Origin of the sequence: Brevibacillus aydinogluensis (assembly GCF_961514395.1) — a bacterium.
GTDB classification, from domain to species: Bacteria; Bacillota; Bacilli; order Brevibacillales; family Brevibacillaceae; genus Brevibacillus; species Brevibacillus aydinogluensis.
On sequence record NZ_OY569118.1, the window covers coordinates 520,173 to 539,105 of the forward strand.

Here is an 18,933-nt window from a genome sequence, read left to right on the forward strand (position 1 = left end):
GGAAAGTCAGATGGCACATCGACCCAAACCGGTCGCACTCATCATTCTGGACGGCTTTGCGCTGCGGGAAGAAACCTACGGCAACGCAGTGGCGCAGGCCAACAAGCCCAACTTTGACCGCTATTGGCAGCAGTATCCCCACGCCACGCTGCAGGCGAGCGGACTGGCTGTCGGGCTGCCGGAAGGGCAGATGGGCAACTCCGAAGTCGGCCACCTGAACATCGGGGCAGGCCGCGTGGTGTACCAGGATTTGACCCGGATCTCCAAAGAGATTCGCGAAGGCGCCTTTTTCGAAAACGAAACGCTGATCGGCGCATTCCGCCACGCCAAGGAACACGGCAAGCAGGTGCACCTGTTCGGCCTGATTTCCGACGGCGGCGTGCACAGCCACATCGAGCATTTGTACGCACTGTTGGAGCTGGCCAAACGGCAAAATGTCGACCGCGTCTTCATCCACGGTTTTCTCGACGGGCGTGACGTGGCGCCGGACAGCGCCGTCGGCTACATCGAGGAACTGCAGGGCAAAATCGCCGAGCTCGGCGTGGGCAAAATTGCCACCGTGCAGGGACGCTACTACGCGATGGACCGGGACAAGCGCTGGGAGCGAATCGAAAAGGCGTACCGGGCAATGGTGTACGCGGATGCACCGGCTTACACCGACCCGATTCAGGCAGTCAAGGAATCGTACGAGAAGTCGATCATGGACGAGTTTGTGATGCCGACGGTGATCGTGGACGAGCAGGGCAAGCCGGTTACCACCATCCAGAGCGGCGATTCGATCATCTTTTTCAACTTCCGGCCGGACCGTGCGATTCAGATTTCGCAGGCGTTCACCAATGACGACTTCCGCGGCTTCGACCGGGGTGAGGGGCATCCGCGCAACCTCCACTTCGTCTGCCTGACGCATTTTTCCGAGACGGTGAACGGCTATGTAGCCTACAAACCGACCAACCTGGACAACACGCTGGGCGAAGTGCTGGCGCAGCACGGATTGAAGCAGCTTCGCATCGCCGAGACGGAAAAATACCCGCACGTCACCTTCTTTTTCAGCGGCGGACGTGAGCAGGAGTTTCCCGGCGAGACGCGCATCCTGATTCCGTCGCCCAAAGTGGCCACCTACGACCTGAAGCCGGAGATGAGTGCGCCGGAAGTGACGGAAGCGGTGCTGAAAGAGATCGAAGCGGAACGTTTCGACGCGATCATCCTCAACTTCGCCAATTGCGACATGGTGGGTCACTCCGGCTTAATGGAGCCGACGATCAAGGCAGTGGAAACCGTGGACGAATGCCTCGGCAAAGTGGTGGACGCCATCCTCGCCAAAGGCGGCGCAGCGATCATCACGGCTGACCACGGCAATGCCGACCTGATGCTTGATGAAGCAGGACGGCCGGTTACGTCCCACAGCACCTTCCCCGTGCCGGTAATCGTCACGAAGGAAGGCGTGACACTGCGGGAAGACGGCATTTTGGCCGACCTGTCGCCGACCATGCTGGAGCTGTTGGGTCTGCCGCAGCCGGCGGAAATGACCGGGAAATCGCTGATCGCCAAGTAAACAGCCAAGAAGACGAACCAGGCCAACGACGAACGCCGCACCCGCGAGTCCCAGGCTGGTGCGGGGTTCTCCAACATAACAAAGGAGATGGTCACAATGACGATGATTACCGACATTTACGCACGCGAAATCATGGACTCCCGCGGCAATCCGACCGTGGAAGTAGAGGTGTATCTGGAAGACGGCTCCATGGGCCGTGCAGCCGTTCCGTCCGGCGCATCCACAGGCGCGTACGAAGCAGTGGAACTGCGCGACGGTGACAAGAGCCGCTACCTCGGCAAAGGGGTACTGAAAGCGGTGGAGAACGTCAACGAGATTATCGCGCCGGAACTGATCGGCATGGACGCGCTGGATCAAGTGGGCATCGACACGGCGATGATCCAACTGGATGGCACCCCGAACAAAGGCAAACTGGGCGCCAACGCGATTCTCGGCGTCTCCATGGCAGTCGCTCGCGCCGCAGCTGCGTCCCTGGGCGTTTCCCTCTACAACTACCTGGGCGGCTTCAACGCCAAGACACTGCCGGTGCCGATGATGAACATTCTCAACGGCGGCAAGCACGCAGACAACACGGTGGACATCCAGGAGTTCATGGTGATGCCGGTCGGAGCCGAATCGTTCAAGGAAGCACTGCGCATGGGTGCGGAAATTTTCCACTCGCTGAAAAAAGTGCTCGCTGCCAAAGGCATGAACACGGCAGTAGGGGACGAGGGCGGCTTTGCGCCTAACCTGAAATCCAACGAAGAAGCGATCACCACCATTCTGGAAGCGATCAAGGCGGCTGGCTACGAGCCGGGCAAAGACGTCTTCCTGGCGCTGGATGTGGCCGCTACCGAAATGTACAAGGACGGCAAGTACCACTTTGAAGGTGAAGGCGTCGTGAAGACGACGGAAGAAATGATCGCCTTCTACGAAGACCTGGTGAGCAAGTACCCGATCATCTCCATTGAAGACGGTCTCTCCGAAGACGACTGGGACGGCTGGAAAGTGCTGACCGAGCGCCTCGGCGGCAAAGTACAGCTCGTCGGCGACGACCTGTTCGTGACCAACACCGAGCGTCTGGCACGCGGGATTGAAAATGCGACCGGCAACTCCATCCTGGTAAAAGTAAACCAGATCGGTACGCTGACCGAAACCTTTGACGCCATCGAGATGGCGAAGCGGGCCGGCTACACCGCAGTCATCTCTCACCGCTCCGGTGAAACGGAAGACTCCACCATCGCTGACATCGCAGTTGCGACCAACGCCGGCCAGATCAAAACAGGGGCTCCGTCCCGCACAGACCGCGTGGCCAAGTACAACCAACTGCTGCGCATCGAAGACGAGCTGGGCGACACCGCACGCTTCGGCGGCCGCAACGCTTTCTACAATCTGAAGAAGTAAGCCCATTCGCGGCAACGCAAAAAAGGTGCTTTCCCTCTGAGGGAAAGCACCTTTTTTTGTTCGTTTATCGTGTACCGATCGATCGGGCCGCATCTATGCGTGCACCATCTGTCTCGGCTCAGCTGCAGTGGTCAACCGGCTTTTGCTGAACGGGATGCACATCGGCGTGCCGTAGAGCGGATCGCGTGTTATCTGACACTCCATCTGAAACACGTGGCGGACCATTTCTTCTGTCATGACCGCGTCCGGGCTGCCCTCGGCGTACACGCTCCGGTTGTGCACGGCGACGATGTGGTGAGCGTAACGGCATGCCAGGTTCAAGTCGTGCAGTACCATGACGATCGTGCGCTGTTCCGTCCGGTTCAGTTCGTACAGCAGGTCGAGGATCTCAATTTGGTGCGCCATGTCCAGGTAGGTGGTCGGTTCGTCCAACAGGATGGTCTCCGTCCCCTGGGCCAAGGTCATCGCGATCCAGGCACGCTGCCGCTGTCCGCCTGACAGCGAGTCGACGGGCTGGTTGGCCAATTCGGTCAGTTGGGTGGCGGCCAGCGCCTTGGTCACCATCCGTTCATCTTCCTCCGACCACTGCTGCAGCCAACTCTGGTACGGATAGCGCCCCTGCTTGACGAGCTGCAGGACGGTCAAGCCTTCCGGAGCTGTCGGCCCTTGGGGCAGAATCGCCAGCCGCTTGGCCACTTCCTTGGTCGACTGCTTGGCGATCGACTCGCCGTCGAGCAGGATCGCCCCTTGCTTGGGCTTCAACAACCGGGCAAGCGAGCGCAGCAAGGTGGATTTGCCGCTGCCGTTGCTGCCGATGAAAACCGTGATCTGCCCGCGCGGGATGCGCAGATCAAGTGCTTCGATGATATTCCGTTCGCCGTAGGACAACGTCAACTGACGGGTTTCCAAGGCATGCACGCTGCTTCTCTCCTTTCAGCTTACCGGTTACGGTTTTTGTAGAGCAGGAAGATGAAAAACGGTGCCCCTACCGCTGAAGTAAAGACGCCGACAGGGATGTCGATCGGGGAAAAGGCCGTTCGCGCGATCAAATCGGCAATCAGCAGGATCAGGCTGCCGATCAGGGCGGATACAGGCAGGGCGCCTCCAAACGAGGGGCCGACCAGCATTTTGGCGATGTGCGGCGCCAGCAGGGCGACAAAGCTGATTTCTCCGCCGACGGAGACGGCCGCCCCGGTTAACGCGGCACAGATGAGTAACAGCGCAAAGCGGTCGAATTGAACCAGGCTGCCCACGCTGGTCGCCACTTCGTCGCCCAACTGCTGGACGTTGACACGGCGGGCGAGCAGCGCAGCCAGCGCGATCAGGCCGACAACCCACGGTCCGATCATCTTCACGTCGTTCCAGTCGACGCCGTAGATGCTGCCGGTAAGCCACAGGGTGGCCTTGTTTTGCAGGACAAACGGACTGAACAGGATCAGCACCGTAATGACTGCGCTGGCGGCGATTTTGATGCCCACGCCGATGAGCACCAGCCTTAGCGGCGTCACTCCTTTTTTCCAGGCGAGCGCGTACAGGATCAATGTCGTCAGCGTCGCTCCCAGAAACGCGACAGGGGGAAGCCACTGGATGCTGACCGATTCAAAGTAGAGCAGAAAGGCGACAGCCGCAACCGCAGCGCCTCCCGTTACCCCGAGAATGTCTGGCGCAGCCAGGGGATTGCGGACGATTCCCTGCAGAATCGCCCCGGCTGCTCCCAGCGCGGCACCCACCAACAGGCCGATGACGACGCGGGGGAGGCGAAACTGCGTTACGATTAGCGCATCCTGCTCCTCTCCCATGCCCAGAAACGCCTTTACAACGTTGAGGGGAGAGATGTTCATTTCGCCCATCCCCAGGCTGACTACCATGACGGCCGCGGTCAGCAGCAGGCAGACGGCGGCGCACAACAGCGACTTCTTGTGAATGTGGAAGGAAAAGGAGCCTTTTTTGTTGCGCAGCGACAGATACGACTTCATTTTTTCTCCAGCCCCTTTCTCGCCACGTAGATGAAGAACGGGATGCCGACCAGAGCGGTCATCGCTCCGATGGGCACTTCCGCAGGCTTGGCGATGAAACGGGCGGCGATGTCCGCTGCAAGCAGGATGGCGGAACCGAGGATGCCGCTGTACAAGAACACCCACCGCGTGTCCACCCCGACCAGGTAGCGGGCGAGATGCGGCGTGACCAGTCCGACGAAGCCGATCGGCCCTGCCACGGCGACTGAAGCGCCGGAAAGCAGGACGATCACCACGCCGGTCATGACTTTTACCAGCAGGGTTCGCTGCCCCAGTCCCTTGGCCACGTCATCGCCCATCAGCAGGGTCTGGATCGGACGGGCGAGCAGGAAGGCTCCCACCCAGGCCACTGCCATGTACGGAAAGACGGCTTGCAAAAACTCCAGCTTGCGTCCCCCCACCGAACCGGAGAGCCAGAACAGCACCTCGTCCAGTGCCTTTTCGTTCAGGACGAGCATGCCGTGCCGGGCGGATGCGGCCAATGCGGTGATGGCTGCACCGGCCAGCGTCAGCTTGACCGGCGTCAGGCCGTCCCGACCCAACGATCCCAAGAGGTAGACGACGAGGCCGCTGGCCGCGGCGCCCAGAAAGGAAATCCAGGTAAACGCGGTAAGGGAGCTGATGCCGACAAACGTCACCGCAAACACAACAAACAGGGCGGCTCCGGCGTTGAGGCCGAACAGTTCGACGTCGGCCACCGGGTTGCGCGTCAGCGATTGCAGCAGCGCGCCGGCGATGCCCAGGCTGGCTCCGACGGCGAGGGCATTCAGCACACGCGGGACGCGAACTTCCTTGATGACGATGTGTTCATTGGAACCGTTGAAGTGCGTGTAGGCGTCAATCGCCGTTTGCCAACTGGTGTCGATGACGCCGAAGATGAGGCTGAAGTAACTCAAATATAATAGAAGGAACAGGCCGATACAGACGCCAGCGATTTTGAGCGGATTGCTGTGGAGTAACGATTTCATTGTCTTCATCCTTGGGTGACGATTTCTACTGTTCTTATCACATTTCAGTGTAGTTCTTGCCGGCGTGCATTGTCAATGATTTTGAGATTCATTATCACCATTTTTGCAGTTGACTTCATCTGACCCTGGTAGTAGGATATTGGGTGTAAATGAGTTTAATTCTCATTATCATCAAGAATAGAAGGGAGTCAATTTCATGTTTTCTCGTACATACCGCACAGTACGCGGCAAAGCGTTTTTTGCCCTGCTGATGGCCCTGCTGCTGATCGTCACTGGTTGCGGCGGCGGACAGCAGGCAGCCGACCAAAAACCGGCTGACCAAACGCAAGCTCAACAGCCTGCGGGCAGCTCCGATCAATCCTACACGGTGAAACACGCGATGGGGGAAACCAAGATTCCGGGCACTCCGCAGCGCGTAGTCGTCCTCACCTCGCAGGGGGTGGAAACGCTGGTAGCTCTCGGTGTTAAGCCTGTGGGCGCGGTCGGTTCCTGGACAGATCCGACGACCTTTTACGATTTCGTGAAGCCGCACCTGGAAGGCACCAAAACGCTTGGTACCGAGTCCCAGCCGAACATTGAAGCGATCGCGGCGCTGAAGCCGGACCTGATCCTCGGCATGAAGTTCCGCCACGAAAAGATTTACCAGCAGCTGACTGCCATCGCGCCGACTGTCTTCGTGGAAGAACCGCGCGGCGACTGGAAAGAAAACTTCATGCTGTACGCGGAAGCGCTCAACAAGAAAGCAGAAGGCGAAAAAGTGCTGGCCGATTGGAACAAGCGCGTTGAAGAGTTCAAGGCGAAAGTGGGCGACAAGGCGAAGACCAAAGTCTCTCTCGTTCGCTTCATGCCCGGCCGTGTACGCATCTACTACAACGACACGTTTGCCGGCACGATCATGAAAGACCTGGGCGTAGCTCGTCCGGAGTCGCAAAACAAAGAAGAATTCGCCGCCGAAGTGACCAAAGAGCGGATTCCGGAAATGGACGGCGACATCATGTTCTACTTCTCCTACGAGACGGGAGACGGTGAAGCGACCAAGTTGGAAAAAGAGTGGACCAACGATCCGCTGTGGAAAAACCTGAACGTGGTGAAAAACAACAAAGCGTTCAAAGTGGACGACACGATTTGGAACACCTCTGGCGGCGTAATCTGTGCCAACAAAGTGGTGGACGAACTGGAAAAATACCTGCTCCAACAATAGTGAGAGCGACAGGCTGCCGGGATTCATTCCCGGCAGCCTGCTTTTTGCCCGGTGATCGCACGCGTTACGGAATCAGCATGGATTCGCGGGTAAACCAGAGCCGGTAGCACAGCAGGCTGACCAGCACGGCTGAGATTGCGGCGGACGAAGAAAAGGCGAACATGATCATAATCTGGTAGCGCACGGCATCGAGCGGATTGGCTCCGGCGATAATCATGCCGGTCATGGTGCCGGGAAGCTGCACCAGCCCGATCGTCTTCATCGTGTCGAAGGTGGGGATCATGCTGGCTTTTACGGTCCGTTTCAACACGTCGTGAATCGCCTGCCGCTTGGTTGCGCCCAGGCAGAGCAACGTCTCAATCTCGCCGCGGGCGGTGTTCATTTCACGCTTCATGTGACTGAGAAACAGGCCGCTGACCAGCATCGCATTGCCGATGATCATGCCGGAGAGGGGGATCAGGTACTGCGGTGTCGGTTCGATCAGCCCCAGCAATAGCAGCAGTCCCATCGTCACAACCGTCGAAGTTGTCAGTGTGGCGGCGATGCGCCAGAGTACACCCGGCAGCCGGTCCCCCCGGCGTGAGGCGTTCCAGGAGGCGACGGCGATCATCATGGTGAGCACCAGCGCCAGATAGACGGGGTGGTCGGCGTGAAACACGACCTGCAGCACGTACCCGATCACCAGCAGTTGGACGGCACAGCGAACCGTGCTGATCACGATTTCCTTTTCCAGGCCGAGCTTCTGCCATAGGGACAGCAGCAGCGCGATCAGGACAAACGATACCGACAGCCACAGCGACATTGATGACATCCCTATTTCCTCCTATCCCTCCTGGATGGCGGCGGCCAAAAATCGGCGCGCCTCCTCCGAAGCGGGAGCGTCAAAAAACAAATCGCTCGACGCATCCTCCAGCAGCCGGCCGTCTGCCATGAACCAGACCCGCTGGCCGATGGAACGCGCCTGCTCCCAGTCGTGCGTAACCCAGATGAGTGTGGTGCCCTCCCGGCGGTGCAGGTCGGCCAGCAGCTGCTCGGTCGCCTGTTTGCTGAGCGCATCCAGCGAGGCGGTCACTTCGTCCAGCAGCAGTACGGTCGGCCGCAGCAGCAGCGAGCGGACCAACGCGACGCGCTGTTTTTCCCCGCCGGAAAGCTGGTCGGCCGGTTTGGACCAATCCAGTCCGCCCAGTCCCAACTGCTCCATCCATGCCCGGGCCTGATCGGCAGGAAAGGAACGCTGGTGCAGGCGGCTGATCGTCTGCAGGTTGTCCTCCACGCTGCCCGGCAGCATGACCGGCTGTTGGGCGACGTAGCTCATCGTCATGCGCCAGCGTTCCGGCGTCCATTGTTCCGGAGGTTTTCCCGCCAGCCGGACGCTCCCGCTGTCCGGGCGGGTGAGAAGGGCCAGGATGCGCAGCAGGGTGCTTTTGCCCTGTCCCGACTTCCCCAGGATGTGGATGATGGCCGGCTCTTCCACCACCGCCGACAGGTCGGCGAACAGCCAGCCGTCGGGCCCTGACGACGACCGTTTGCCCAGTTGTTCCAGTTCCAGCAGCGGTGCCATCTGCTGTTCCTCCTCTCGAGAAATGAGAAAACACCGGAGATGTCTCCGGTGTGTAACGCCGCGGCTGTCTATGTAATTACTTGTGCTGAGCCAGCCACTCGGCAACTGCCTGGATTTCCGGTTGTTTTTTCAGGACGCCGGCGGGCATGCCGCCTTTTCCTTCCTTGATGATTTTGGCAATATCATCTGCGCTGTACTTGCTGCCCGCTGTGGTCAGGGCTGGGCCGAAAGCCCCTTCCAGGTTTTGACCGTGACAGGATGCACAGTTTGCTTTGTACACGGCTTCCGCGTCAATTTTGGCCGTTTGCCCGCCATCCTGGGCCTCTTCGCCGTGTTTCGGGAAAATGGCGGAACCGACAAGAGCAATAAGAAAAACAAGGAACAAGATGCCAAACGAAGTAAAAAAGGCCTTCGCGGAGTCAACCACGTCATTTTGATTCATGTCTTTTTTGTTGGAACCAGCCATATAACTAGGACCTCCTACGGCAAGTATAACGGTACAACTGCAATTTTACGGCAAAATCGTGACAGTTGCAAGGAAACGGAAAAACAGACATAGAACGTACACAATTTTTGGATAAATCCCCGTCAATTAACCAGGGTTGCTGATCCGATCCAACTGTGGTAGAGTGGAAGTAATAGTTTCTTCACGTTTGTTTTGAGGTGAATACAGATGGTATTGGCTGCGAAAATCTTACTTGTGATCGCAAGTATTGGCTTAATTCTTGTCGTATTGCTGCAATCTGGAAAAAGCGCCGGGCTCTCTGGGGCGATCGGCGGCGGCGCGGAACAACTGATGGGCAAGCAGAAGGCCCGTGGGATTGACGCTTTGCTCGGCAAACTGACCGTTGTGTTTGCCGTGCTGTTCATGGTGTTTGCCATTCTGCTCGGGTATTTCTTGAGAAGCGGTGCGTAACATACATGATTGCCAAAGGCAGCAAGTTTGACTTGCTGTCTTTTTTCTATTAGGATTGCCTACGGCGTAATCGGAGAATACTGAATACTACATACTACATAGATGAAGCAAAGTCGCGGCAAAGCATGTGCCGAAAAGGAGGATACGGAATGAAGGAACAGGATATCCTCGCGTTCATGCGGGAACAGGCGTATCACCCCATGACCGTGAAGGAGCTGGAGGAGGCGTTTGGACTGGCCGACACCGAGGCGTTCAAAGAGCTGGTCAAAACGCTGAATGCGTTGGAAGAACGGGGCGAAATCGTGCGGACCCGTACCAACCGCTACGGCGTGCCGGAAAAAATGAACCTGGTGCGCGGCCGACTGCAAAGCCATCCCAAAGGGTTTGGATTTGTCACCCCTGACACGCCTGGAGAGGACGACATTTACGTCCATGCCAACGACATGAACGGCGCCATGCACGGCGATACGGTCCTGGTTCGGGTGGAAAAGAAAACGAGCGGCAACCGCCTGGAGGGGCGGATCATCCGCATCGTGGAGCGCGGCGTGACGGAAGTGGTGGGGACGTTCAAGGATGAAACGTACTACGCCTACGTCATACCCGATGAGAAACGGATTGGCAGGGACATCTTCATCCCGAAAACAGCCTATAACGGGGCTGTGGACGGGCACAAGGTCGTCGCCAAGATCGTCCGCTACCCGGAAGGACGTACCAGTCCGGAAGGGGAAGTGATCGAGATCCTCGGGCATAAAAACGATCCGGGTGTGGACATTCTCTCGATCATCCGCAAGTATGGCCTGCCGGAAGCGTTCCCTGCCGACGTGCTGGCCGAGGCGGAAGCGGTGCCGGACGAAATCTCCGAGGAGGAGATCAAGGGCAGGCGTGACCTGCGCGACCGGATGATGGTAACCATCGACGGCGCGGATGCAAAAGACCTGGACGACGCGGTCTCGGTGGAGAAGCTGCCCAACGGCAATTACCTGCTGGGCGTCCACATCGCCGACGTCAGCTACTACGTCCGGGAACATTCCGCGCTGGATCAGGAAGCGTATCGGCGCGGCACCAGCGTCTATCTCGTTGACCGGGTAATCCCCATGCTGCCGCACCGACTGTCCAACGGCATCTGCAGCCTTAACCCGAAGGTGGACCGCCTGACGATCACCTGCGACATGGAGTTGGATGCGGAGGCAAACCTGGTCACCTACGACATCTACCTCAGCGTCATCCGCACCAATGAGCGAATGACCTACACGGATGTGCGCAAGATTTTGGAAGAAAATGATGAAGCGCTGATCGAAAAGTACAGCGAACTGGTGCCGATGTTCCGCCTGATGGAGGAGTTGGCCCGCAAGCTGCGCGCCAAGCGGATGCGCCGCGGCGCAATCGACTTTGACTTCCGCGAGGCGAAAATTTACGTCAACGAAGAGGGAACGCCGACGGAGATCGGCTTCCGTACGCGATCCATCGCCGAGTCGATCATCGAGGAATTCATGTTGGCGGCCAATGAAACCGTGGCAGAGCACTTCCACTGGATGAAACAGCCGTTTATGTACCGGGTGCACGAGGAACCCAACCCGGAAAAACTGATGGCCTTCATGGAGTTTGTCACCAACTTCGGCTACACGGTCCGCGGCAAGGGCAACACCGTCCACCCGCGCGCCCTCCAGCAGCTTCTGGAGGAGGTAAAAGGTACGCCCGAGGAGGTCATCATCAGCACGGTAATGCTGCGCTCGATGAAGCAGGCGCGCTACGACGCGGAAAGCCTGGGGCACTACGGCCTGGCGACCGACTTCTACACGCACTTTACCTCCCCGATTCGGCGCTACCCTGACCTGATCGTCCACCGGCGGATTCGCGAGTGGCTGGAGAATCGCGAGCTGTCCGAAAAGCGCTTGGCCTATTGGACAGAGCAGATGCCGATCATTGCGGAACACGCCTCCCAGCGCGAACGCATCGCCGTGGATGCCGAGCGGGAAACGGACGATTTGAAAAAGGCAGAGTACATGCTGGAGCGGATCGGCGAGGAATTTGAAGGCGTCATTTCCGGCGTTACGTCGTTCGGCATTTTCGTGGAGCTTCCTAATACAATTGAAGGTCTGGTGCACATCAGCTATCTGACCGACGACTACTACCATTACCACGAAAAGGCGTACGCCCTGATCGGGGAGCGGACGGGCAAACAGTTCCGCATCGGCGACGTGGTGCAGGTGCGTGTCTCCAACGTCAATGTGGATGAGCGGGCCATTGACTTTGAGATCGTCGGGATGAAGCGGCCCAACACCTTCCGCGGCCGGGAGCGCACCCCCAAGGTGATCGACGGGCGCAAAGGCAAGCGCGACACAAAACGGGCGTCCAGGCAGGAAAAGCCCCATCCCGCCGTGCTGCGCAAGCAACGAAAGCAGCGCCGTCAGCTCGAAGCCGCTCAGCAGATTGATGCCGGTCAAGCAGACACGTCCGAGGGTGACGTCGTGCCGCTCGACGAGGCAGAATCGCCGACGACCCGGCAAAAGGCGTTTTGGGAAGACCTGATCCGAGCCAAAAAATCGAAAAAGAAACACGTGGCCGCGCAGGCGAAACGGAAGCGGCGGTAATGATCTTGTCAAACGCCGCGATATTTGCTAGACTAACAGGTACGATATTGACCGATTCTACAGCCGTCCGTTTACCCAGGCAAGCGAGGTGATCTCCCATGGCAAAAGCGAAAACCGGTGTGAAGACGCTGGCGCAAAACCGCAAAGCGCGTCACGACTATCACATCGAAGACGTGTACGAAGCCGGCATTGCCCTGACAGGCACGGAGATCAAATCGGTGCGGGCCGGACGCGTACAGCTCAAGGACAGCTTCGCCCGCATTCAAAACGGTGAAGTTCTCTTGTACAACATGCACATCAGCCCGTATGAGCAGGGCAACCGCTACAACCACGAGCCGGAACGGACGCGCAAACTTCTGCTGCGCCGTCTGGAAATCCTCAAACTGAACGGCCTCACCCGCGAAAAAGGGTACTCGCTGGTGCCGCTCAGCCTCTACCTCAAGGGCGGCTGGGCCAAGGTGGAGCTGGCGCTGGTCAAAGGGAAGAAGAACTACGACAAGCGCGAGGACATCAAAAAGCGCGATGCTCAGCGGGAAGTGGAGCGCGCGCTGCGCGAGCGGCAGAAGGTGTAACGAAGCGGAAGACAAGTACCTCTTGTTTACTGCGATGGCATTTGATCGTGATGAATGGTTTTGTATCTGCTGGGCAGCGTACTTACAGGCAAGGTGCGCTGCCAGCAGCTGAACAGTGGCCGACAAGCCGTTGGCTGCAGGCACCGCGCATGGTGCACGATGGCAGGATTGGCACAAATCGACGTTGAGTTTTGAATGCCGCGTGTGCTATAGTAAGAAGGCAATGAACCCCGAAACTACAGTCTAGGTGTGGACAGTTGCCATCTTCGCCTAGACTTTTTTTCTCCTGATTGATTTTTTCATCACGGGGGCGTTCTGGATTCGACGGGAATAGTAGAGCATAAGAAGCGAGCCGGGGGGCTGCGGACCCCGTTAACAACGCGGAAAGCCATAACTGGCAACAAACAACTTTCTCTCGCTGCCTAATTACCAGCGAGGCTCTAACACTCCATCGGCCCGTGTGGCGTGATTAGGGCTCACTTCTAACGGGCTACGCCGGAGGTCTCCGCCTGGGGCCAAAGGAAGAAGATCAATCAGGCTAGGTTAGCGGCTGGCGTGTCGTTCCGCAGGCCGTTAGCCGAAATCTTATAGAACGACTGCGCTCGGAGATGCTTATGTGTCGCTATTTTCGGACGGGGGTTCGAATCCCCCCGCCTCCACCATACATAACAAAAAATGCACCCCTTGTGGGTGCTTTTTTGTTATGTACAGGCTGGTGCAGGATTTGAACTTGCAAGTCCGAACGGACGGAGGGGGCGAAGGCCGAGCGGAGCGAAGCGAAGGGAGGCCGCTCGGAATCCGACCGCTAAACAAGCGAGCGAAGCGAGCAAAGGAAAGGGAGGATTCCGATTATCCCCCCGCCCTAATGTGGGTGCTTTTTTGTTATGTACAGGCTGGTGCAGGATTTGAACTTGCAAGTCCGAACGGACGGAGGGGGCGAAGGCCGAGCGGAGCGAAGCGAAGGGAGGCCGCTCGGAATCCGACCGCTAAACAAGCGAGCGAAGCGAGCAAAGGAAAGGGAGGATTCCGATTATCCCCCCGCCTCCACCATACGCAAAAATAAAAGCACCCTTGAGGTGCTTTTTATTTTTGCGTCAGGCGAGCAGGGAGCCGAACTTGCAAGTCCGAACGGACGGAGGGGGCGAAGGCCGAGCGGAGCGAAGCGAAGGGAGGCCGCTCGGAATCCGACCGTTAAACAAGCGAGCGAAGCGAGCAAAGGAAAGGGAGGATTCCGATTATCCCCCGCCCTAATGTGGGTGCTTTTTTGTTATGTACAGGCTGGTGCAGGATTTGAACTCGCAAGTCCGAACGGACGGAGGGGGCGAAGGCCGAGCGGAGCGAAGCGAAGGGAGGCCGCTCGGAATTCGACCGCTAAACTAAGCGAGCGAAGCGAGCAAAGGGAAGGGAGGATTCCGATTATCCCCCCGCCCTAATGTGGGTGCTTTTTTGTTATGTACAGGCTGGTGCAGGATTTGAACTCGCAAGTCCGAACGGACGGGAGGGGCGAAGGCCGAGCGGAGCGAAGCGAAGGGAGGCCGCTCGGAATCCGACCGCTAAACAAGCGATCATCCCCGCACGTGTGGGGGTTTTACTTGCCGTTGTTTATGGTATAATATGTGAACAGGATCTTGTGCATCATAAAAAGGACCGCAGGTGCTGCTACACCTACGGTCTGTACAATAGACGTTCCCCACAAGGGGGGCGGCTCATTGTTTACAGTGGAGTAGATCACCGGTTGCCAAACTCAAGGGTGATCTACTTTTTCTTTGGGAACGACAGCAATGCGACAATCAACAATCCGAAAGAGATCATCAGGCTGATTGCCTCGTACACTGTCATGTTCTCACCCCCTTCCCGCGTGGGATGAGAGGTGAGCCGACCACCCTTGAGGAGCCATATCTATTGTACAAGGTAAATTATACCATGGAATTTTGAGGTCCGATAGTTGAGCGATGTGAAGCCGCTTGGTAACCTCCCGTTTGCACCTGCACTCACTCCCTGAAATTGGCTGAAATATTTTGGGGAACATTGCGTCAAAGTTATTGAAGCAGCTTTTATGGGTGATGGGTTTCAGACAGTAACAGGGAGTGATCATTTTGACATATGCATACAGACGCGCGTTTGCGATCATCCTGGCGGTGCTTCTGGGCATCTTCGCGGGGTGTTCCGGCTCCAATGAGGTGCCGACCCCCGCGGCGGAGCAACCGTCCGATACGAACTCCCAGGCTGGTTCCACTCAGGGATCGGCGTCTTCCGCGACAGGGGAACCATCGCCGGGAGAAAGCCGGGAGAATCCCGCTCCATCCGCTACGACACCTGCCAAGCTGGGAAACGTGACAGCCGTGCGGTTGGCGGATTTCCGCTCGGGCTGGGTCGGCGGCAAAGGGTGGATCGCGCGGACCGACGACGCAGGAAAGAGCTGGCGCGTCCAGCATCAAGTAGAAGGTGCGGTGGAACAGGTATTTGCGCTGAACCACCAGCTGGCGTGGGCGACCGTGGCCCGGGATGGGGCGGTCGATGGTGAACGCCTCCTGTATCACACCAAGGACGGCGGCAAGCACTGGTCGCTTGTGGGCAAGGTGCCGCAGCCGGGATTTCTCCACTTCGTGTCCGGCCAGGAGGGCTTTGTCGCCCATTCGCGGACGACAGACGGGGGAAAAACGTGGAAGCAGCTCCCGGTTCCGAAGCAGCTGACAGGCGATGCCTATTTTCACGACAAAGCGAATGGGTGGGCGGTGACGCAGGAGAACGGCGTCTTTCAGGTGATGCGAACCGTCGACGGAGGCCAGTCGTGGAGCGCGGTGATGAAGCGCGAAACGGTTGCCCCGCTCAGCGGTGCGGTCATCCGTTCGGCCGGAAAAGATGACGCCTGGATTCAGTGCATCGGGGGATACGGTATGAACCAAACCTCCTATTCCCTGTTTCACACCACGGATGGCGGACGGCACTGGCAGACCGTAATCGCGAAGTCGACGGCAGGCGGTGGACCTGCTCCGGGATTCCCCGCCAATTATCCCGGCGGCCCGACGATTGACGGTTCCGCGCCAGGCCCCTTGTACGTGGTCAATCCCGACATCGCCTTCATGGGCGGACGTTGCATGGCGTGCGATTTGCCCAATACGATCGGGTGGACGAAGGACGGCGGCAAAACGTTGGAAAAGGGGACGGAATCGTTCCCTGGATATGGGGATATGCTGTTGGCCTTTGAAGACGGGAATAAGGGGTGGTTGATCTGCTCGGATTCAAAGGAACCGACCGTCATGTACACGACGGTGGATGGCGGCAAGCATTGGGCGAAGGCGCACGTGTTTGACTAGCGTTCCGGGAAACGGGGGACTGGCGAAATTCGTTTGCCCCTATGATAGGGAAGCATGGTTTGGAACGATTGGTTCTGAAGCGGTCAACAAGTATTGGCGGAACAACCCTTCTTCCGGCTGATGGGGCCCGGCTTGCAGATTCGAGCTTGGCGAAGCGGCGTGCTGACATTCCCCGTGCGTAAAGACATAATGCAGAAACGGGTTAATGCACGGCGCACGGGTGAAAAAAATCGAAAAAGCACCAGAGGGCGACTGAGCAAAATAAATATAGAGATTACACTTTCCTCGCACTGGTCAAGACCCCATTTTGTAGACACTTAAAAAACCCCCGGCCGTTAGGCCGCATGCTGACGCCTGTACTCGACTGGCGTCAGCTTATTTAATTTGATTTGCAAACGCTCTTCATTGTAAAAACGAATGTACTCCTCAATTCGTCTTTGCGCTTCATCCAGACTTCGAATATCATAAGGATAGAGAGCTTCTGCCTTTAAGTGCGAGAAGAAACTCTCCATAGGGGAATTGTCTAAACAATTGCCCCTTCGCGACATGCTGATTCGGGCGTCAACCTTTTGCAGCATGTCGTGGTATGCGTGGGACGTGTACTGGGAGCCTTGATCGCTGTGTACGATCAGTCCAGTCACGTCCTTATGCTTTTCAAATGCTTTCCGAAACGTCTCCAGGACAAGGGCATTGTCATTGTGTAAGCTCACATGGTGCGCCACGATTTCGTTGTGAAACAAGTCTTTAATCGCTGATAAGAAGATACGTTGATCTCCTACACGAAACTGGGTAACATCGGTGACCCACTTCTGGTTTGGTTTCTCGGCTGTGAAGTCACGCTTCAACAGATTTTCGGCAACACGACCATCAGATTCAGCCGCTCGATACGTGCTCCGATACGCTCGCTTGCCACGAATAATGGCTTTCAGCCCAAGAATTTGCATGAGTCGTAACACCTTCTTATGATTCACAACCTTGCCGTATTGACGAAAGAGTTCCGCTTGAATTCTTCGATACCCATATATTCCTTTTCGTTCATCATAGATGGTTTGAATCTGCTGTTTCAGTTCTCCGTCTCTATCCCACTCCTTCTGTGCAAGATACCGATAATACCCACTCCTCGATACACCAAGAAGTTTGGAGAGTTCGGTAATCGGGTACAACGCTGCGACATTCTCCATCACACGATACTTTTTTCTTACACCTCCCGCATCCAGATTTCCAAACACTTTTTTAGAATTTCGTTCTCCCGTTTCAATTTTTTCACATGTCGATCTTGATCGATGTACGCTGTACGTCGTCCACGCTGATCCAAAAGACCGAACTCCCCAAGTTGTTTGTATTTCCGCATCCACTTTTTTACTCGATCCTTATCCTGGATTTCTAAATGCTCAGTGATCTGTCTGTATGTCCACTTCTCCTCTACATGCAATCGTATTGCCTCCATTTTCAACGACAAAGGATAATGCTTGAACTTTTGACCTTTGATAGCCATAAAAAATTCACCCCTTAAAGTAACATCGGTTTTCCCAAGGGGTTTTTCCAATGTCTACTTTAAGGGGTGCACTCTACACCCTCGTGGTGCTTTTTTGTTATGTCCGTGTTGAGGAGGAACAGAATTGGCAGTCCGAATGAACGGGAGGCTTATTTCCGCGAGGGAGCGAAGAGGGAGAGTATACTATTCCGCCTCTCTAGTCTGGAATCAACTCGATGCGCGTAAGTTTTTGGGAATATTAACAAAAATGGTTGATATTGCAAACGATATATATGTATAATCAACTTTTGTATAGTCCCTATATAGATTTAACATACGGTAATAAATAAGTGTAAGGAGTTGGTTATCATAAGAAAGTGGGTGCTTACTGCGGGGGCAATCATCCTCGTGTTATATGTGTGTTTTTACAGTCTTCACCTTAACAAAAGACATTTGGAAATAAGGATGGAATCTATTGTAGGACACCATTTGTTTTTATTGCTGACTTCTTGCGACGATGTTGAGGAAATGCTCAGATCAGAGAGTGTGGACAGCCAAACATTAAAGAAAATTGACGAGAAACTATTTGAGATTTACGGATATTCCATGGTTATTGACAGCATCTTGGACAATGACTCACTTCACAACGCAGCATTTACGTTTAGACAGATCTTCTCTTTGCTGAGCGAGATGGAAAATAAGCAGCAAGGTATGCACCTATCTCAGAATTTCGCCCAAATTAGCGAATTGCTCCAGGAATGGCAAGATGCTATCTACGCAACATACTACGATAAGAGCGATATTGAGGGAGGTAAAGCAAAACTGGAAGATCTTGATTTTCGAAAGATAGACACGATTAAGAAGAAAATAGAGGATTTCTACCAGGGAATAAGAAAAAAATAAAAATCACTCATCTATGGTTGTTAAAACACTAGAAACTTCACTTTTATATACGAAAAGTAATTCTGGCCAGATTACTTTATCTCAATAATTATAAAGGTGGGGTTTCAAATGGATTTGAGTGGAAAAAAGATTCTAATCGACCCAGGACATGGCGGAGCATTTCCAGGTGTAACATATAAAGGTCGTCAGGAAAAAGATTGTACTCTGAAGATTAGTAAAGCTCTCGAAAACCTGCTTGAAGAAGAAGGAGCAACCGTCTACATGACGCGTACTCGTGATAAGGACTTTGGGGGTAAGGATATAGAAGACGATATCAACAAGCGGGTAGAATACATTAATAATAGGTACACTGGTAAGGGTATTGATGTATTGCTTAGTATCCATGTAAATACTGAGCGGTTTATTAGCCGATGTCAACGCCGACTTTATTTTGACCCACCATCGCCGGTTTAGAATTGACCCACCCGGCGATTTTTTGTT

At 55.9% G+C, this 18,933-nt stretch carries 18 protein-coding genes and 1 other RNA gene; 10 read left to right on the forward strand and 9 right to left on the reverse strand.

Annotated elements, in window-relative coordinates; all coding sequences use genetic code 11:
• The first annotated feature begins 10 nt into the window (after positions 1-10).
• Both gpmI and eno read left to right on the forward strand, forming a co-directional pair.
• Positions 11-1,552: a 2,3-bisphosphoglycerate-independent phosphoglycerate mutase gene (gene gpmI, locus Q7F15_RS02580; protein WP_171566322.1), complete on the forward strand. Its 1,542-nt coding sequence runs from the start codon at positions 11-13 to the stop codon at positions 1,550-1,552.
• A 96-nt stretch (positions 1,553-1,648) separates the two neighbouring features.
• A complete protein-coding gene (eno, locus tag Q7F15_RS02585; protein ID WP_171566321.1) occupies positions 1,649-2,935 on the forward strand; it encodes a phosphopyruvate hydratase in 1,287 nt (428 codons plus the stop codon).
• A 93-nt stretch (positions 2,936-3,028) separates the two neighbouring features.
• On the opposite strand, the gene Q7F15_RS02590 is transcribed toward eno, so the two are convergent.
• Genes Q7F15_RS02590 through Q7F15_RS02600 form a run of 3 tightly spaced genes read right to left on the reverse strand, consistent with a single transcriptional unit; the run spans position 3,029 to position 5,918 of the window.
• Positions 3,029-3,853 carry an ABC transporter ATP-binding protein gene (locus tag Q7F15_RS02590; RefSeq protein ID WP_171566320.1) on the reverse strand — a complete coding sequence of 275 codons (825 nt, stop codon included), beginning with the start codon at positions 3,851-3,853 and terminating at the stop codon, positions 3,029-3,031.
• Positions 3,854-3,873: 20 nt separating this feature from the next.
• A complete protein-coding gene (locus Q7F15_RS02595) occupies positions 3,874-4,911 on the reverse strand; it encodes a FecCD family ABC transporter permease (protein ID WP_171566319.1) in 1,038 nt (345 codons plus the stop codon).
• Positions 4,908-5,918 carry a FecCD family ABC transporter permease gene (locus Q7F15_RS02600; protein WP_304415053.1) on the reverse strand — a complete coding sequence of 337 codons (1,011 nt, stop codon included), beginning with the start codon at positions 5,916-5,918 and terminating at the stop codon, positions 4,908-4,910. The genes Q7F15_RS02595 and Q7F15_RS02600 overlap by 4 nt, the downstream gene beginning before the upstream one ends.
• Positions 5,919-6,114: 196 nt before the next feature.
• On the opposite strand from Q7F15_RS02600, the gene Q7F15_RS02605 reads away from it, so the two are divergent.
• Positions 6,115-7,119, forward strand: coding sequence for an ABC transporter substrate-binding protein (locus Q7F15_RS02605; RefSeq protein ID WP_171566317.1), 1,005 nt, complete (start codon positions 6,115-6,117; stop codon positions 7,117-7,119).
• A 64-nt stretch (positions 7,120-7,183) separates the two neighbouring features.
• Here the strand turns inward: Q7F15_RS02605 and Q7F15_RS02610 are convergent, their stop codons facing one another.
• The 3 genes from Q7F15_RS02610 to Q7F15_RS02620 all read right to left on the reverse strand — a co-directional run bounded on the left by Q7F15_RS02610 (position 7,184) and on the right by Q7F15_RS02620 (position 9,146).
• Positions 7,184-7,930, reverse strand: coding sequence for an ABC transporter permease (locus tag Q7F15_RS02610; RefSeq protein WP_212133500.1), 747 nt, complete (start codon positions 7,928-7,930; stop codon positions 7,184-7,186).
• A 12-nt stretch (positions 7,931-7,942) separates the two neighbouring features.
• Complete coding sequence (locus Q7F15_RS02615) at positions 7,943-8,680, reverse strand: ABC transporter ATP-binding protein (RefSeq protein ID WP_212133502.1); 738 nt, start codon at positions 8,678-8,680, stop codon at positions 7,943-7,945.
• Between the two features lie 76 nt (positions 8,681-8,756).
• Positions 8,757-9,146, reverse strand: a complete 390-nt coding sequence (locus Q7F15_RS02620) for a YqzM family protein (protein ID WP_171566314.1) — start codon at positions 9,144-9,146, stop codon at positions 8,757-8,759.
• Positions 9,147-9,353: 207 nt separating this feature from the next.
• Between Q7F15_RS02620 and secG the strand changes: the two genes are divergently transcribed.
• The 4 genes from secG (at position 9,354) to ssrA (ending at position 13,421) form a co-directional block, all read left to right on the forward strand.
• Positions 9,354-9,596, forward strand: a complete 243-nt coding sequence (secG, locus tag Q7F15_RS02625; RefSeq protein WP_029098168.1) for a preprotein translocase subunit SecG — start codon at positions 9,354-9,356, stop codon at positions 9,594-9,596.
• Positions 9,597-9,745: 149 nt separating this feature from the next.
• Positions 9,746-12,187 (forward strand): ribonuclease R, encoded by a 2,442-nt coding sequence (gene rnr, locus Q7F15_RS02630; RefSeq protein ID WP_171566313.1) that lies wholly within the window; start codon positions 9,746-9,748, stop codon positions 12,185-12,187.
• A 98-nt stretch (positions 12,188-12,285) separates the two neighbouring features.
• Entirely contained in the window at positions 12,286-12,759 is a 474-nt protein-coding gene (gene smpB, locus Q7F15_RS02635) for an SsrA-binding protein SmpB (RefSeq protein WP_212133504.1), read from the forward strand.
• A gap of 306 nt (positions 12,760-13,065) precedes the next feature.
• Positions 13,066-13,421: a transfer-messenger RNA gene (ssrA, locus tag Q7F15_RS02640) on the forward strand.
• Between the two features lie 1,093 nt (positions 13,422-14,514).
• On the opposite strand, the gene Q7F15_RS20540 is transcribed toward ssrA, so the two are convergent.
• A complete protein-coding gene (locus Q7F15_RS20540) occupies positions 14,515-14,598 on the reverse strand; it encodes a putative holin-like toxin (protein ID WP_256379891.1) in 84 nt (27 codons plus the stop codon).
• Between the two features lie 257 nt (positions 14,599-14,855).
• Between Q7F15_RS20540 and Q7F15_RS02645 the strand changes: the two genes are divergently transcribed.
• Complete coding sequence (locus tag Q7F15_RS02645) at positions 14,856-16,076, forward strand: beta propeller repeat protein (protein WP_304415054.1); 1,221 nt, start codon at positions 14,856-14,858, stop codon at positions 16,074-16,076.
• 335 nt (positions 16,077-16,411) lie between these two features.
• Here the strand turns inward: Q7F15_RS02645 and Q7F15_RS02650 are convergent, their stop codons facing one another.
• Together Q7F15_RS02650 and Q7F15_RS02655 are read right to left on the reverse strand one after the other, a co-directional pair.
• Complete coding sequence (locus Q7F15_RS02650) at positions 16,412-17,257, reverse strand: IS3 family transposase (protein ID WP_230076700.1); 846 nt, start codon at positions 17,255-17,257, stop codon at positions 16,412-16,414.
• Positions 17,258-17,274: 17 nt separating this feature from the next.
• Positions 17,275-17,571 (reverse strand): helix-turn-helix domain-containing protein, encoded by a 297-nt coding sequence (locus tag Q7F15_RS02655; RefSeq protein ID WP_230076701.1) that lies wholly within the window; start codon positions 17,569-17,571, stop codon positions 17,275-17,277.
• A 444-nt stretch (positions 17,572-18,015) separates the two neighbouring features.
• Here Q7F15_RS02655 and Q7F15_RS02660 point away from each other — a divergent pair, with 444 nt between their 5' ends.
• Together Q7F15_RS02660 and Q7F15_RS02665 are read left to right on the forward strand one after the other, a co-directional pair.
• Positions 18,016-18,453 (forward strand): hypothetical protein, encoded by a 438-nt coding sequence (locus tag Q7F15_RS02660; RefSeq protein WP_304415055.1) that lies wholly within the window; start codon positions 18,016-18,018, stop codon positions 18,451-18,453.
• 108 nt (positions 18,454-18,561) lie between these two features.
• Entirely contained in the window at positions 18,562-18,906 is a 345-nt protein-coding gene (locus Q7F15_RS02665; RefSeq protein WP_304415056.1) for an N-acetylmuramoyl-L-alanine amidase family protein, read from the forward strand.
• Positions 18,907-18,933: the final 27 nt, after the last annotated feature.